Consider the following 14,927-nt stretch of genomic DNA (forward strand, 5'->3'; position numbering starts at 1 on the left):
TCCGGCTCACCTCGTGGTCGGCTGGGGGTGGAACGGGCGGTGGCCGCCCCGGGCTAGGGAATCTGCGGCTTGCGGGTGTTGATCAACGGCCGCCGGTAGGAGGGGTCCTCCTTGCCGCGGGCGGGAGCGCCGTCGAGGTGGATGTCCGGCACGTCGGAGAACGGGATGTCCATGGTGGGCACCAGGCCCGACCACTCTATGGCGTTGGTGCGCAGCGCGATCCGCCATTCACCCGCGCGCCGTTCCAGCCGGTCGATGTAGCGGCCACCGGCGATCCAGTTGGAGTCGTCGCGGTTGCGCCCGACGAACAGGTAGTACGTCTCGGTGTGCGCGGTGTCGCCGTCGATGTCGATGGTGACGTTGAGCAGGTTGTGGTGGGTGGCCACCTGGCCCTGCTCATGTCCGGCGGACGCCCAGTCGTACAGCTCGACCGGGCCGCCGACGAACGGACCGGCGGCGATCACGGCGTCGGGATGGAAGGCGGAGAGGAAGAGCTCGCGGTCGAACCGGTCCATGCCCCGGCTGAACCGGGTCAGGGTGTCGTGGATGTCCTGCCGCTCGAGCAGTCGTTCGAGCCGGGCGAGCTTCTCGGCGGTGATGGGCTGGCTCATCGTTCCTCGCGGTTGCTGTGCCGACGTCGGCGTCGACGCCGGGGGTGGGGATGCGGGTCGTGGGTGTGGTGGCGTGCGCTCTGCGATGCTGTGTGCGGCGTAGCTGGTTCAGGGAACGCCGCTGGTTGGGGACCGCGCCTCTGGTTCAGGGGGCGCCGGCGGTTCGCGGGCCGCTAGACGGGGGACCAGAGCGGGGCGCCACGCTGGGCCCGCAGGGACGGGATGACCTTCCCGTCGAGGTCGGTGACGCCGTACTCCTGGGCCAGCTCGGCGGTGATGAAGGTGCCCCCGGAGTGCCGCATCAGGTCCGTGTCCTGGACGAGCGCCGCGATGACGCGGCCGGGGAACTCCGGCGAGCAGCCGATCGTCGGGTTGGTGACGAGCTGCTCCTTCATCGTGGGGTTCAGCGAGATGTTGCGCTCGGCCCGCTCGGTGAAGGTGAGGCCCTGCCACAGCGAGATCGACGCGATGTTGTGCGGCTTGAGCTCGACGGCCATGTCCCTGGCCATGCGGTCGACCGCGGACTTGCAGGTGCCGAAGACGACGCCGTAGGTGTAGGTCACTCCCACGTAGCCGGAGATCGCCACGATGAGGCCGGCCCGGCGCGGAACCATGAGCCGCGCCGCGTGCCAGGCGGCGACGAAGTTCGACCGCACCCCGACGTCGACCATCTCCCAGTTCGACAGCGGCTTCTCCCAGAACGGGTTCGGCTCCGTCAGGTCCTCGGGCAGGGAGAAGGCGTTGTTGACCAGGATGTCCAGCCGGCCCTGCTCGCGCTCGACCTGCTCGAACAGCGCGGCGACCTGGTCGTCGTCCCCGTGGTCGACCTGCACGGCGATGCCCCGGCCGCCCCGGCGGTCCACCTCCGCCGCGGTCTCCCCGACCGTGCCGGGAAGCGGATGCGAGCCGGGGGACACCGTCCGCCCGGTGACGTAGACCGTCGCGCCCTCGTCGGCGAGCGCGAGCGCGATGCCCTTCCCGATGCCCCGGCTGGCGCCGGTGACGACGGCGACCCGGCCCGAAAGTAAACCCATGCGAACTCCCAGCTGGTGTTCATGGCTGTGGTCCGGCCGGCCGCCCCAACGGCACCGTGGTGGCCGGCCGGACCACGGGCGGGGGACCTACCCCGCGAGGTTCATCAGGCGCTGCCGCTCAGACCGCGGCCGGGACCTTCATGAGCTGGGCGAGGTTGCCGCCCATGAGCTTGCGCACGAGCGGTTCCGGCAGGTGGGCGAGCTCGTCGATGTAGCTGACCGGGTTCGCCAGCCCCTCCGGATGCGGATAGTCGGACCCGAACAGCACGTGGTCCTCACCGAGGACCTTGGTCAGCGCGCCGAGGTCCTCCTCCCAGAACGGGCTGACGTAGACGTTGCGCCGGATCACGTCGAGCGGGTTCTCGGGAAAGTCGTGCGGCATCTTCTTGTACAGGTTCTTCATGGCGTCCATCAGCGGGGCGACCCAGCTCATCCCGTTCTCGACGACGGCCACCTTCAGCCGGGGGAAGCGGGAGAGCGCGCCGTGGCAGACGAGCGCCGAGACCGCGTCCTCGACCGGCCGCCAGGCCTGCAGCATCTGGAACGGGTTCGGCTGGAACGGCAGCATCTCGCGGTTGGCGCCCATCCACTCGCCGCTGTAGCGGGCGTACCCGCTGTCGGACGAGTGCAGTGCGACGAGGATGTCGGCCTCCTGCACACGGGCCCAGAACGGGTCGAACTCCGGCAGGCCGAACGAGCGCGGCCCGCGCAGGCCCGGCACGGGCGCCGGCCGGACGAGGATGACCCGGGCGCCCCGCTCGAGGACCCACTCGAGTTCCTCGACGGCCTTCTCCACGATCGGCAGGGTGATCACCGGCGTGGTGAAGATCCGGTCCTGGTAGTTGAACTGCCAGGTCTCGTACAGCCACTCGTTGAGCGAGTGGATGACGGCGTGGACGAGGTCCGCGTCGTCGCGCATCCGCTCCTCGATCAGGCTGGCGAGCGTGGGGAACATCAGGGTGCGGTCGAGCCCCTGCTCGTCCATGACCTTGATGCGCGCGGCCGGCTCCCGCCAGGCGTCGATGGACCGCACCGGCTTGCCGAAGATCTCCCGGTACGTCTTCCCCTCGGGGTTGCCGTGCCGGTAGTAGTCCTCCTGCGCCCCCGGGCGGGCGACGACCTCGAAGGTCGGGTTCGGGATGTACTGGCTGATCTGCCCGCGCACGACGATCTTCGTCCGGCCGTGCACGTCGACGTAGTCGATCGCGCCCCGGTAGCGCGCCGGCAGGAACTTGGTGAGCGCGTCCTGGGTCTCGTACAGGTGGTTGTCGGCGTCGAACACCGGAATGTCGTGGGTGGGCATCACACCTCCTGGTCAGGAGCGGCCGGATCCCCCGCGGGGTACGTCGCGGAAGGCACGGTCACGGTCGAGGGCGGGCTCGCGGGGCATGCCGAGGACACGCTCGCTGATCACGTTGCGGGCCATCTCGGTGGTCCCGCCGCCGATGCAGGTGGTCTGGCGCAGGAGGAAGTCGTTCCCGCACTCGGCGACCGCGCCGTCCTCGGCGCTCCAGGCCGCGCCCGCCGAGCCGGCGATGTCGTACGCCATGCTGGTGACGCGGGTGGAGGCGATGCCGGCGAACAGGCGCCCGATGGCGGCCGACTGGTCGGGCATCCGGCGGGAGACGACGCCGCGGCCGATCCGGCCCTGCAGCGACTCGCGGACCAGGTCGAGCACCCGGCCCTCGCCGATGAGGTCCCGTACCCGCGGCTCGTCGAGGCGGCCGGCGTCGCGGGCGACGTCCACCAGGACGGTGGCGTCGACGCCACCGTAGGACCAGCCGGCGGGGACGGTGACGAACGGGGAGTTGTGCAGCATCCGCTCGTGGAACATCCACCGGGTGCCGACGGTCCAGCCGTTGTCGACGTCGCCGATGCGGTCGGTGTCGGGGACCCGGACGTCGGTGATGAACTCCTGGCAGAACTCCTTGTTGCCGTTGAGCATCTCGATGCGCTGGACGTCGATGCCGGGCTGGCGCAGCGGCATGATGAACACGGTGAGCCCGCGGTGCTTCGGGACGTCCCAGTTCGTGCGGGCCAGGCAGAGCGCCCAGTCCGACCACCAGGCCCCGGTCGTCCAGATCTTCGAGCCGTTGAGGATCCAGTCGTCGCCCTCGCGCACGGCGGTGGTCAGCGCGCCGGCGACGTCCGAGCCGCTGCTCGGCTCGGAGAGGAACTGCATCCAGATCTCCTCGCCCTTGAGGATGGCGGGGAGGTGCCTGCTCTTCTGCTCCGGTGTGCCGAACTCGAGGAGCACCGCGGCGCACGGCGAGAACGTCGGCGCCTGCAGCCGGCCCGGGTACTCGAAGCCGGTGATCTCCTCGTTGAACGCCCGCTGGTGCTCCGGGGACAGGCCCTGACCGCCGTACTCGCGCGGGAAGCAGATGCCGGCGAGGCCGGCGTCGAACAGCATCCGCTGGATCTGCCGCTCGCGGGCGACGGCGGCGAGCTCCTCCTCGTCCGTCGTGTCCGCCCGCATGACGCCGGCGCCCTCGTTGTGCTCGAGGGGGCGCAGGTTGGCGCGGATCCACGTCCGCGCCCGCCGGCGGAAGTCCGCGACGCTCTCCGTGGCTTCCGCGTTCGCCGCGCCGGCGGCCGAGCCGGTGCCGGTGCTGATGTCGGACGTCATGCCCGCTCCTTGAGGTGCTCGACGACGGCGGCGACGCGCTGGCGGTGCTCGGCCGGCGTGCCGCACAGCGCCCGGTTCACGGTGACGCGGCGCAGGTACAGGTGCAGGTCGTGCTCATAGGTCACGCCGATCCCGCCGTGCAGCTGGACGCAGTCCTGCAGCAGCTCCGTCCCGTAGTCGCCGATGAAGGACTTCGCCGCGCTCACCAGCTCCCCGGCGTCGGGTGAGCCGGCGTCGACGGCCGCCGCGGCGCTGTCGTTGACGGCGTGCGCGCCTTCCAGCCAGGTCTTCATGTCGGCGAAACGGTGCTTGAGCGCCTGGTAGGACGCGAGGGGCCGGCCGAAGGAGTAACGCTCGAAGGCCCAGCGGACGGTCATGTCGAAGGCGGCCTGCATCGCGCCGACGGTCTCGGCGTTGAGGATCACGATCGCGCGCTGGAGCTGGCGCTCGATCTGGTCGGCCGCCGCGCCGACCTCGCCGACGACGGCGGCGCGCGGCACCCGGACGCCGTCCATCCGGACGGCGAAGAAGCGCCGGGTCAGGTCGACCGTGCGCAGCGGCTCCACCGTCACCCCGGGCGTGGCCGCGGGCACCAGCAGCTGGGTGAGCCCCTCCTCGCCGCGGGCGGCGACGAGCAGGTGCCCGGCCTGGGCGGCCGACTCGACCGGGCGGCTCACCCCGTCGAGGACGAGGTCGTCGCCGTCGACCCGCAGGGCGAGGCCGACGCTGTCGAGCCGGTCCAGCGGCGGCGGCCCGCCGAGGCACCACGCGGCCACCGTGGCACCCGACAGGATGTCGGCCAGGACCTCGGAATGCGCCGGGCCCGCCGCGCCCAGCGCGGCGGCGACGACGTTGGTGGCGGCCAGCGGCCCGGGCGCGGCGCGCAGGCCGAACTCGTGGGCGACCAGCGTCAGGTCGACCAGGGCGGACCCGCTGATCGACCCGCCGCCCTGCTCCTCACCGACCAGCAGGGACGTCCACCCCAGCTCGGCTCCGCCCTGCCAGTAGTCGGCCTCGAAGCCGGCGGGGTCGTGGCGCAGGCGGCGGACCGCCTCGGCCGGGACCCGGTCCGCGAGGTATCTCGCGGTCGCCTCCCTGAGGACCTCCTGGTCGGGACTCAACTCCAGCAGCACGATCCGTCACCTCGCGTCATTCGGCTCCCTTGCCCGACGCCTGCCGCGGCTCGGGTCGCGCCGCGTGGGCTCCCGTCCGACCGCGGCCGCACGGGGCGGTGCACACCGTGGGGTGCGCGCCCGTGGTTCAGGACCGGTCCGGCGGACTAGGCCGTCACGATACGGACCGGCGGTCCACATACGCAAGAGGGTGGTTCGGGCATGATTCGGGCGCCGCGGGCTGACGTCGGCGGTCAGCTGCCGGCGAGGCGGTGCAGGCCGGCGCGGACGCGGTCGGGGTCCATCCGGCGGCCGGAGACCAGGTAGTCGATGACGTCGGCCCGCAGCGCGGTGAACAGGACGTGCGTCAGGTAGTCGGTGTTCTCACCCGGGCGCACGGCGTTGAGGCGCCGGGCGAGCTCGCTGATCCAGTACTGGCTGGACGGGTTGGCGTAGTAGGCGTACGGCCCGTGGTGTTCGAGCGCGCGGATGAGGGTGCGGTTCGTCCAGACGAAGTCGAGCAGCGAGTCGAGGTAGGCGTGCAGCGCGGCCACCGGCTCCCCGCCGGGGCCGAGCGGGGGAGGCCCCTGCTCGACGAGGGTCAGCATCGCGGCGACCCGCGGGTACAGGACGGCCTCGATCAGCGCGGTGCGGTCGCCGAAGCGGCGGAACAGGGTGCCCTTGCCGACCCCCGCGGCCCGGGCGATGTCGTTCATCGACACCTGCTCGGCGCCGTCGCGGTCGAACAGGTCCGCCGCCGCCGCGAGGATCGCCGCCCGGTTGCGGGCGGCGTCGGCGCGCTCGGACCCGGCCACCGCTGCACCTCCTCGCGCCGATGTGCTCGGACCTCTTGCCGATGTGGACCGCCGGTCCGTATCGTAGCGGCCTAGTTCGCAGGACCGGTCCGATCGCGGGTAAGGCGATTCGGGGCGCAGGGCGGACCAGGCGTCGGACCGTGGCGGGGAATGGCGCCGAACGCTGCGGACAACGGGTCATTCGCTTCAGGGCCAGCGGGACACGCGCACAGCGGTGTCGAAGGGATGCGGTGCAGACGGTGAAGAACATCGAGGCGATCGACTTCTTCCGGGGTGACGAGCTCGTCGCGGACCCTTATCCCTATTTCCACGCGCTGCGGGAGCAGTGTCCGGTCCGCCGCGAGCCGCACCACGGCGTGGTGATGGTGACGGGCTACGAGGAAGCCGTCTCGGTGTTCCACGACTCCGACAGATTCTCGTCGTGTACCTCGGTAACCGGGCCGTTTCCCGGATTCCCGGTCCCGCTCGAGGGCCTCGAGGGCGACGACATCTCCGAGCTGATCGAGCGGCACCGTGCCGAGCTGCCGATGAGCGACCAGCTCCCAACGTTCGACCCGCCGATGCACACCGATCACCGCGCGCTGCTGATGCGGCTGATCACGCCGAAGCGGCTCAAGGAGAACGAGGAGTTCATCTGGCGGCTCGCCGACCGGCTGCTGGACGACTACCTCGCCAGCGGCGAGGGCGAGTTCATCCGCGGGTTCGCCGGCCCCTTCGCGCTGCTCGTCATCGCCGACCTGCTCGGCGTGCCCGAGGAGGACCACGAGGAGTTCACCGACCGGCTGCAGCACCGGCCGGCCGAGGGCGGCGGCGTGGGCAGCACCGGCGACCACTCGATGGAGCACTCCCCGCTGCAGTTCCTCTACGACCGCTTCACGACCTACATCGAGGCCCGTCGCCGGGAGCCCCGCGACGACGTCCTCACCGGGCTGGCCACCGCGACGTTCCCGGACGGCTCCACCCCCGAGGTCATCGACGTCGTGCGGGTGGCCGCGAACCTGTTCTCCGCCGGCCAGGAGACCACCGTCCGGCTGGTCAGCACCGCGGCGAAGCTGATCGCCGACAATCCCGGCCTGCAGCGCCTGCTGCGCGCCGAGCGCGACCGGATCCCGAACTTCATCGAGGAGACGCTGCGGCTGGAGAGCCCGGTCAAGGGCGACTTCCGGCTGGCCCGGGTGCCGACCACGGTCGGGGGGGTCGACATCCCCGCCGGCACCACGGTGATGGTCGTGAACGGGGCCGCGAACCGCGACCCCCGCCGCTTCGCCGACCCGGACACGCTCGACGTCGCCCGCCCCAACGCACGTCAGCACATCGCGTTCGGGCGCGGCATCCACAGCTGCCCCGGTGCGCCGCTGGCCCGGGCCGAGGCCCGGGCGGGAATCGAGCGGCTGCTCGACCGCACGGCCGACATCCGGATCTCCGAGCGCGTGCACGGTCCCGCGGGCGCCCGCAACTACCAGTACCTCCCGACGTTCATCCTGCGCGGCCTGACCCACCTGCAGCTCGAGTTCACGCCGGCGGCGTCCGACTCCCGGTAATGGCCCTCCCCGGTGAGAACCGGTCCCGGTGAGACCGGCCCGCGGCGTGGGTCGACATCCCGCGCGGGCCGGTAGCCGAAATTCTTCATCTCAACGACGAGGTTCGGGAGTCCGTCACCATGTTGTCGCAAGGGGCGCGCTACAGCGCCGCATCCATCGGCCTCGCCGAAGGATGGAGCCTGGACCGGCTCACGTCGCCGAGCAGACTTTTCGGCGCGAACGGATTACGCACCGGCCCGGACGGCCGCGTCTACGTGGCGCAGGTGACCGGCAGTCAGATCAGCGCACTCGACGTCGAGACCGGCCAGCTGGAGACCATCAGTGCGAAGGGCGGCGCGATCATCGCCCCCGACGACGTGGCCTTCGGTCCGCAGGGCGACCTCTACGCCACCGAGGTCATGGACGGCCGGGTGAGCGTGCGCGGCGCCGACGGCAACACCCGGGTGCTGCGCGACGATCTCCCGAGCGTGAACGGCATCACCGTCCACCAGGGTCGGCTGTTCGTCAACGAGTGCCGGGTCGGCGGTCGCCTGATGGAGCTCGACCTCAACGGCGGCGAGCCCCGCGTGCTGCTCGAGGACCTGGCGATGCCCAACGCCATGGAGGTCGGCCCCGACGGCCTCCTGTACTACCCGGTGATGGGGACGAACGACATCTGGCGGATCGACCCGGAGGGCGGCGAGCCGCAGCGGGTCGTGGGGGATCTCGGCGTCCCGGACTCGCTGAAGTTCGACCCCGAGGGCTTCATCGTCTCCACCCAGGTCGCCTCCGGCGAGGTGCTGCGGATCAACCCGCGCAACGGCGAGCGCACCGTGCTGGCCGCCCTCACGCCTGGCCTGGACAACTGCACCTTCGTCGGCGACCGGCTGTTCGTCTCGAACTTCACCGGGTCGATCACCGAGATCCTCGGTGGCGGGGCGACCCGCGAGACGCTGCCGGGCGGGCTGAACTGGCCGCTGGACCTGACCGTGGGTGAGGACGGCAACCTCTACATCGCCGACGGGACGTACTTCTACCTCCTGCGCCCCGGCGGCAAGCCGGAGACGCTCGGCATGCTCTTCTCCCCGGGCTACCCGGGCTTCGTCCGCGGGGTCACCGCGGTCGGCGCGGGCGAGTTCATCGTCACCACCTCGGGCGGGCAGGTCACCCGCTACCGGCCGGCGAGCGCGGAGAGCGAGGTGCTGGCCGACGAGCTCGACCAGCTCTACGGCGTGGCGGTCGCCCCGGGCGGCGACGTCGTGGCCGCGGAGCTCGGCAAGGGCCGCGTGCTCTCCATCCGTTCCGGCCGGGTCGAGGAGCTGGCGTCCGGGCTCAACGATCCGCTGGGTGTCGCGTTCGGCCCGGACGGCACGCTCTTCGTCTCCGAGTCGGGCGCCGGGCGGGTCGTCACGATCTCCGGCTTCCGCGTCGACACGGTGGTCGACGGCCTGGAGCAGCCGCAGGGAATCCTCGTGCGCGGCGGGCAGCTCCTCATCGTCGACGCCGGCACGAAGCAGCTGATCAGCGTCGACCTCGGCACCGGGGCCCGGCAGACCATCGCCCGTGACCTCCCGGTGGGCGCCCCGCCCGGCGTGACGCCCAAGCCGCTGCGCGGGCTGCCGCCCTTCTCCGGGCCGCAGGGCCCGTTCGCGGGCATCGCCGCCGGACCGGACGGCACGCTCTACCTATCTGCTGACGCCGAGGGCAGCGTGCTCGCGCTGCGGCGGGAGGGCTGAGGCGACATGACGAACGACTTCCTCAACCTGGACGGGCGCATCGTCATCGTCTCCGGCGCGGGCGGCGGCGGCATCGGAACCTCGGTGGCGAGCGCCGTGGCGCGCGCCGGGGCGACCGTGCTCGCGGTGAGCCGCTCCCAGGAGAACCTCGACACGCACATCGGGCCGCTGGTGAAGGAGGGGCTGCCGGTCGTGCCGGTCGCGGCGGACGCCTCGACCGACGAGGGCATCGCGACGGTGCTGAACGCGGCCTCGCGGACGGACGGCGACCTGTACGGGCTGGTCAACGTCGCGGGAGGTGCCGCCCCCGCGACGTGGATGGCGGCGACCCGGGTGACCCGGGAGGACTGGCGCGCGCTGTTCACCCAGAACCTCGAGACGATGTTCTTCTTCAGCCAGGCGGTCGCCGCCGAGCTGAAGTCGCAGGGCCGCCCCGGGTCGATCGTGTCGGTCTCCTCGATCAGCGGTATGAACACGGCGCCGTTCCACGTCGCCTACGGCACCGCCAAGGCGGGGGTGGTGGCGGCGACGCGCACGCTGGCCGTCGAGCTCGCCGGGGACGACATCCGGGTGAACGCCGTGGCGCCCGGGGTGACCGAGACCCCGTCGTCGGGCGCGTATGTGGACGCCGACCCCGACCGCGACCGCCGTGCCATCACCGCGGGCCGCCGCGGCCGCCCGGAGGAGCAGGCCGGAGCGATCCTCTTCCTCCTTTCGGACCTGTCTTCGTACATCACGGGGCAGACGATTCTCGTGGACGGCGGCCTGAACCTCAGGTGGACCCATCTGGGCGCCGACAACACGTCGCTGTTCCTGAAGGACGAGGAGTTCCGCGCGTCCCTCCTGCGCTGACGCCGAAGCGATTCTGTTTGTTTTCTGCCAGATCCCGGACCTAGGCCACACCCGAACCCGATTACCCCGTGACGCGGGTTGGAGAATGTCATGAGCGAGACTCTCGACAACATCCAGGAAACAGTTTCCACTCCAGTCGAGCCGCTGTCGGAACCGCTCGAGATCGGCGTGGAGGCGTACCTCTCCCCGGAGTACGCCCGGGCCGAACGGGACAAGCTGTGGCGGAAGGTCTGGCAGCAGGTCGGCCGGGTCGAGGAGATTCCGCGGGTCGGCGACTTCCTGACGTACGAGATCCTGGACGACTCGCTCGTCGTGGTGCGCTCGGCGCCGGACCGGATCCGGGCGTACCACAACGTCTGCTCGCACCGGGGCCGCCGGCTGGTCGACACCCCTGAGGGGGCGCGCGACGCCCGCGGCCAGCTGCGGCAGTTCGTGTGCGGTTTCCACGGCTGGCGGTACAACCTCGACGGCGAGAACACGTTCGCGGCCGAGCGCGAGGACTGGCCGTGCGGTCTGACCGACGAGAAGGCCGGGCTCAAGGACGTCCAGGTCGACACCTGGGGTGGCTGGATCTGGGTGAACCTGGACCCGGACGCCGAGCCGCTGCGGCAGTACCTGGAGCCGGCGGCGTCGCTGCTCGACCCCTTCCAGCTCGAGAACATGCGCTACCGGTGGCGCAAGTGGCTGGTCTTCGACTGCAACTGGAAGGTCGCCCTCGAGGCGTTCATGGAGACCTACCACGTGCCGTACACCCATCCGGAGTTCATGAACTTCGGGAACTTCCTGGGCTGGGCGCGGGCGCAGGGCCGGCACAGCAACATCGGGTACGACGCGCCGAAGGGCATGGAGGAGAACCAGGCGAAGCTGCGGATCGGCAGCGGCCCGGACGCCCGGCTGTCGACGATCGAGCTGCAGAACTTCACCTGGGAGAACGCGAACACCAACACCACCCGCACCCTCGTCGACGCCGCCCAGCGGCTGACCGAGGAGCTCCCGGAGGGGACGCCCCCGGGCGAGGTGCTGCAGCACTGGCTCGCCTCGGCCCGCCGGGACGACGCCGCCCGCGGGGTGGTGTGGCCGACGGTCCCCCCGGAGATCGTCGCGAAGAGCGGCACCGCCTGGCAGATCTTCCCGAACTTCCAGATCGGGCACGCGCTGAACAACATGCTCTGCTACAGCGCCCGGCCCTACGGCTACGACCCCGACAAGTGCATCTTCGAGGCCGCCGTCTACGAGCTCTACCCGGCCGGCGGGGAGCCGGAGACCAAGTGGGAGTTCACGCCGCCGGAGGACCCGGGCTGGCGCACGGTGCTGCCGCAGGACTTCGCGAACATGTCGGCCGTGCAGCAGGGCATGAAGTCGGGCGGTTTCTCCGGGCCGAAGCCTAATCCGTACCGCGAGCGCAGTGTCGTGAACCTGCACCACAACCTGGCCAAGTACATGGGAACCGGCGAGCCTCACAAACTCGCCTAGACCCAGCCTCTCCCGCGAATCCCGCCGCGGCGCCTGACGAGTGACCCGAGCACCAGCCCAGATCCGAGGAATGTGCATGCAGAACTGTGCCCCGACCGAGACGCCCGAGGTCGACCATGACGCGCTCCGGACGAAGTATCTGGGAGAGCGGGACAAGCGCCTGCGCCGTGAGGGCCAGAAGCAGTACGTGGTGACCGAGGGCGACTTCGAGGAGTTCTACGAGGCCGACCCGTACACACCGGTCGTGCCCCGGACGCCGATAGTCGAGGACATCGACGTGGCGATCTTAGGCGGTGGCTGGGCCGGCCTGGTGGCCGCGGCGCGGCTTCAGCAGCAGGGCGTCACCGACTTCCGGATCATCGATCTGGCGGGCGACTTCGGCGGCGTGTGGTACTGGAACCGGTATCCCGGCATCCAGTGCGACACCGACAGCTACTGCTACCTCCCGCTGCTCGAGGAGGTCGGCTACATCCCGAAGGAGAAGTACGCCCGGGGCGACGAGTGCCTGGAGCACGCCCAGCGCATCGGGAAGCACTTCGGCCTGTACGAGCACGCCGTGTTCAGCACGCTGGTCCGCTCGCAGGAGTGGGACGAGCAGACGAAACGCTGGAAGATCACGACGAACCGGGGCGACGAGATCAGCGCCCGGTTCGTGGTGATGTGCCAGGGGCCCTTCAACAGGCCGAAGCTGCCGGGCATCCCCGGCATCGCCGACTACCAGGGCCACACGATCCACACCGCCCGGTGGGACTACGAGTACTCCGGCGGCGACCTGCACGGCGGGCTGGACAAGCTCGCCGGCAAGAAGGTCGCGGTGATCGGGACCGGGGCCAGCGGTGTGCAGGTCATCCCGTACGTCGCCGAGACCGCCGAGCACCTGTACGTGTTCCAGCGCACCGCCTCCTCGATCGACGAACGCGGCGACGTCCCGACCGACCCCGAGTGGGCCAGCACGTTGCAGCCGGGCTGGCAGGAGGAGCGGCGGCGCAACTTCCACGCCGCGGCGTACGAGGCGTTCGCGCCGGGACAGCCGGACCTGATCTGCGACGGCTGGACCGAGATCAGCCGTAACCTGCAGGCGCAGCTGGACGCCACCAACGGCTGGGCGGCGCTGGCGGACCCGGCGAAGTTCATGGAGCTGCGCGAGCTCGTCGACTACCAGGTGATGGAGCGGCTGCGGCAGCGGATCGACGCGATCGTCGAGGACCCGGCGACCGCCGAGGCGCTCAAGCCGTACTACCGGTTCCTGTGCAAGCGGCCGTGCTTCAACGACCTGTACCTGCCGACCTTCAACCGCCCCAACGTCACCCTGATCGACGTGGCGGAGACCAAGGGCGTCGAGCGGATCACCGCGAAGGGCATCGTCGCGCACGGCGTCGAGTACGAGGTCGACTGCATCGTGTTCGCCAGTGGCTTCGAGATCACCAGTGACCTCGACCGCCGGCTCGCGATCCACCCGTACGCCGGCCGCGAGGGCCGGTCGCTCTACGAGCACTGGGTCGACGGGTACCGCACCCTGCACGGGATCATGACCCACGGCTTCCCGAACCAGTTCTTCACCGGCTACATCCAGGGCGGCGTCACGGCGGCCGTGCCGGCGATGTTCGAGCAGCAGGCCGTGCACATCGCCCACATCATCTCCGAGACCCTCGCCCGTGGCGCGGTGACCGTCGAACCCACCTTCGACGCGCAGGAGGGGTGGGTCGCGGCGGTCCGGGCCGCGGAGATCGACAACACCAACTTCGCGCGGGAGTGCACGCCCGGCTACTACAACAACGAGGGCGAGCAGCAGATCCGGTCGGTCCTCGGCGACCCCTACTGGGCCGGCTTCTACGCCTTCGGCGAGCTGCTGCAGGAGTGGCGCGACTCAGGCGATATGGCGGGGCTCGTCCTCGGCAAATGACGACCACCCGCCTGCTCACCCATGTCGCGAGAGGACCATTGAATGTCTGAGGCCACACTGCCCGCAGCCCGGTTCGATGACCGGGTAGCCGTGATCACCGGTGCCGGCCGGGGGCTGGGGCGCGCGTACGCCCTGCTGCTCGGCTCGCTGGGCGCCAAGGTCGTCGTCAACGACCCGGGCGGCAGCATGAGCGGGGAGGGCCTCGACACCGGCCCCGCCGAGCAGGTCGTCCAGGAGATCATCGCCGCCGGCGGCGAGGCCGTCGCCTCCACCGACTCGGTGGCCACGGCCGCGGGCGGCCAGGCGATCATCGACACGGCGATCGACAGCTTCGGCCGGATCGACATCCTCATCCACAACGCCGGGACGCACCGCCCGGCGCCGCTGGCGGAGATGACGTACGAGGACTTCGACGCCGTCCTGGACGTCCACCTGCGCGGGGCGTTCCACGTCGTGCGGGCCGCGTTCCCGCTGATGGTCGCGGCGGGGTACGGCCGGATCGTGCTGACCTCCTCGATCGGCGGGCTGTACGGCAACGCCGGGGTCGTCAACTACGGCGTGTCCAAGACCGGAATGATCGGGCTGTCGAACGTGGCCGCGCTCGAAGGGGCCGCGTCGGGCGTGAAGAGCAACATCATCGTCCCCGCCGCGATCACGCGGATGGCGGAGGGGATCGACACCTCGGCCTACCCGCCGATGGGGCCGGAGCTGGTGGCTCCCACCGTGGGCTGGCTCGCGCACGAGTCCTGCTCGATCACCGGGGAGATGCTGACCTCGATCGCCGGCCGGGTGGCCCGCGTCTTCATCGCCGAGACCCCGGGCGTGTACCAGCCGTCCTGGACGGTCGAGCAGGTCGGGGAGCAGCTCGAGACCATCCGCGACACGAGCGACCCCTGGATCCTGCCGGTCGTGCCCTCGGCGCACGTCGACCACATCGTCAACAGTTTCGCGATGGCCGCGAAGGGCGCCGCGAACGCGTCCTGACCACCGCACCACCCGCACCGCACCACCGCACTGACGCAGCACCGCAGACACGGACCAGCGCACACCCGGATCGGAAGGGGGATGGGAAACCGTACCGCGGGCCGGTACCGGCGTTCCCTGACTACCAATGGCGGTAAAAGTCTACGAGCGCATCCTCCAGTTGTTCGAAGCCGAGGGAATCAAGACGATCTTCGGTATTCCCGACCCGAACTTCGTGCACATGTTCCACCTCGCCGAGGAACGCGGCTGGACCGTGGT

General features: G+C 70.8%; 12 protein-coding genes. 6 read left to right on the plus strand and 6 right to left on the minus strand.

Going from position 1 to position 14,927, the window contains the following annotated elements:
* Positions 1-53: 53 nt before the first annotated feature.
* From FMEAI12_RS08980 to FMEAI12_RS09005, 6 genes are all read right to left on the minus strand, one after another.
* Positions 54-611, minus strand: a complete 558-nt coding sequence (locus tag FMEAI12_RS08980) for a nuclear transport factor 2 family protein (RefSeq protein WP_071066256.1) — start codon at positions 609-611, stop codon at positions 54-56.
* A gap of 173 nt (positions 612-784) precedes the next feature.
* Positions 785-1,645 (minus strand): SDR family NAD(P)-dependent oxidoreductase, encoded by an 861-nt coding sequence (locus FMEAI12_RS08985; RefSeq protein ID WP_112105661.1) that lies wholly within the window; start codon positions 1,643-1,645, stop codon positions 785-787.
* Positions 1,646-1,763: 118 nt separating this feature from the next.
* The gene (locus FMEAI12_RS08990; protein ID WP_112105662.1) at positions 1,764-2,948 is read right to left on the minus strand and encodes an amidohydrolase family protein; all 1,185 of its coding nucleotides are present in this window, start codon (positions 2,946-2,948) and stop codon (positions 1,764-1,766) included.
* A gap of 12 nt (positions 2,949-2,960) precedes the next feature.
* Positions 2,961-4,274, minus strand: coding sequence for an acyl-CoA dehydrogenase family protein (locus tag FMEAI12_RS08995; RefSeq protein WP_112105663.1), 1,314 nt, complete (start codon positions 4,272-4,274; stop codon positions 2,961-2,963).
* Complete coding sequence (locus FMEAI12_RS09000) at positions 4,271-5,407, minus strand: acyl-CoA dehydrogenase family protein (RefSeq protein ID WP_071066253.1); 1,137 nt, start codon at positions 5,405-5,407, stop codon at positions 4,271-4,273. Before FMEAI12_RS09000 ends, FMEAI12_RS08995 begins: the two co-directional genes overlap by 4 nt.
* A gap of 233 nt (positions 5,408-5,640) precedes the next feature.
* Positions 5,641-6,201, minus strand: a complete 561-nt coding sequence (locus FMEAI12_RS09005; protein ID WP_071066252.1) for a TetR/AcrR family transcriptional regulator — start codon at positions 6,199-6,201, stop codon at positions 5,641-5,643.
* 239 nt (positions 6,202-6,440) lie between these two features.
* On the opposite strand from FMEAI12_RS09005, the gene FMEAI12_RS09010 reads away from it, so the two are divergent.
* The 6 genes from FMEAI12_RS09010 (at position 6,441) to FMEAI12_RS09035 (ending at position 14,669) form a co-directional block, all read left to right on the plus strand.
* Positions 6,441-7,742, plus strand: coding sequence for a cytochrome P450 (locus tag FMEAI12_RS09010; protein ID WP_071066283.1), 1,302 nt, complete (start codon positions 6,441-6,443; stop codon positions 7,740-7,742).
* 56 nt (positions 7,743-7,798) lie between these two features.
* Positions 7,799-9,457 (plus strand): SMP-30/gluconolactonase/LRE family protein, encoded by a 1,659-nt coding sequence (locus FMEAI12_RS09015; RefSeq protein WP_255565669.1) that lies wholly within the window; start codon positions 7,799-7,801, stop codon positions 9,455-9,457.
* Positions 9,458-9,463: 6 nt separating this feature from the next.
* A complete protein-coding gene (locus FMEAI12_RS09020; protein ID WP_112105665.1) occupies positions 9,464-10,309 on the plus strand; it encodes an SDR family NAD(P)-dependent oxidoreductase in 846 nt (281 codons plus the stop codon).
* Positions 10,310-10,399: 90 nt separating this feature from the next.
* Positions 10,400-11,782, plus strand: coding sequence for an SRPBCC family protein (locus FMEAI12_RS09025; protein ID WP_112105666.1), 1,383 nt, complete (start codon positions 10,400-10,402; stop codon positions 11,780-11,782).
* 76 nt (positions 11,783-11,858) lie between these two features.
* Positions 11,859-13,685, plus strand: coding sequence for an NAD(P)/FAD-dependent oxidoreductase (locus FMEAI12_RS09030; RefSeq protein ID WP_112105669.1), 1,827 nt, complete (start codon positions 11,859-11,861; stop codon positions 13,683-13,685).
* A gap of 42 nt (positions 13,686-13,727) precedes the next feature.
* Positions 13,728-14,669 (plus strand): SDR family NAD(P)-dependent oxidoreductase, encoded by a 942-nt coding sequence (locus tag FMEAI12_RS09035; RefSeq protein ID WP_112105667.1) that lies wholly within the window; start codon positions 13,728-13,730, stop codon positions 14,667-14,669.
* The last annotated feature ends 258 nt before the right edge of the window (positions 14,670-14,927 follow it).

The organism is Parafrankia sp. Ea1.12, from assembly GCF_900465275.1.
Taxonomy (GTDB): Bacteria; Actinomycetota; Actinomycetes; order Frankiales; family Frankiaceae; genus Parafrankia; species Parafrankia soli.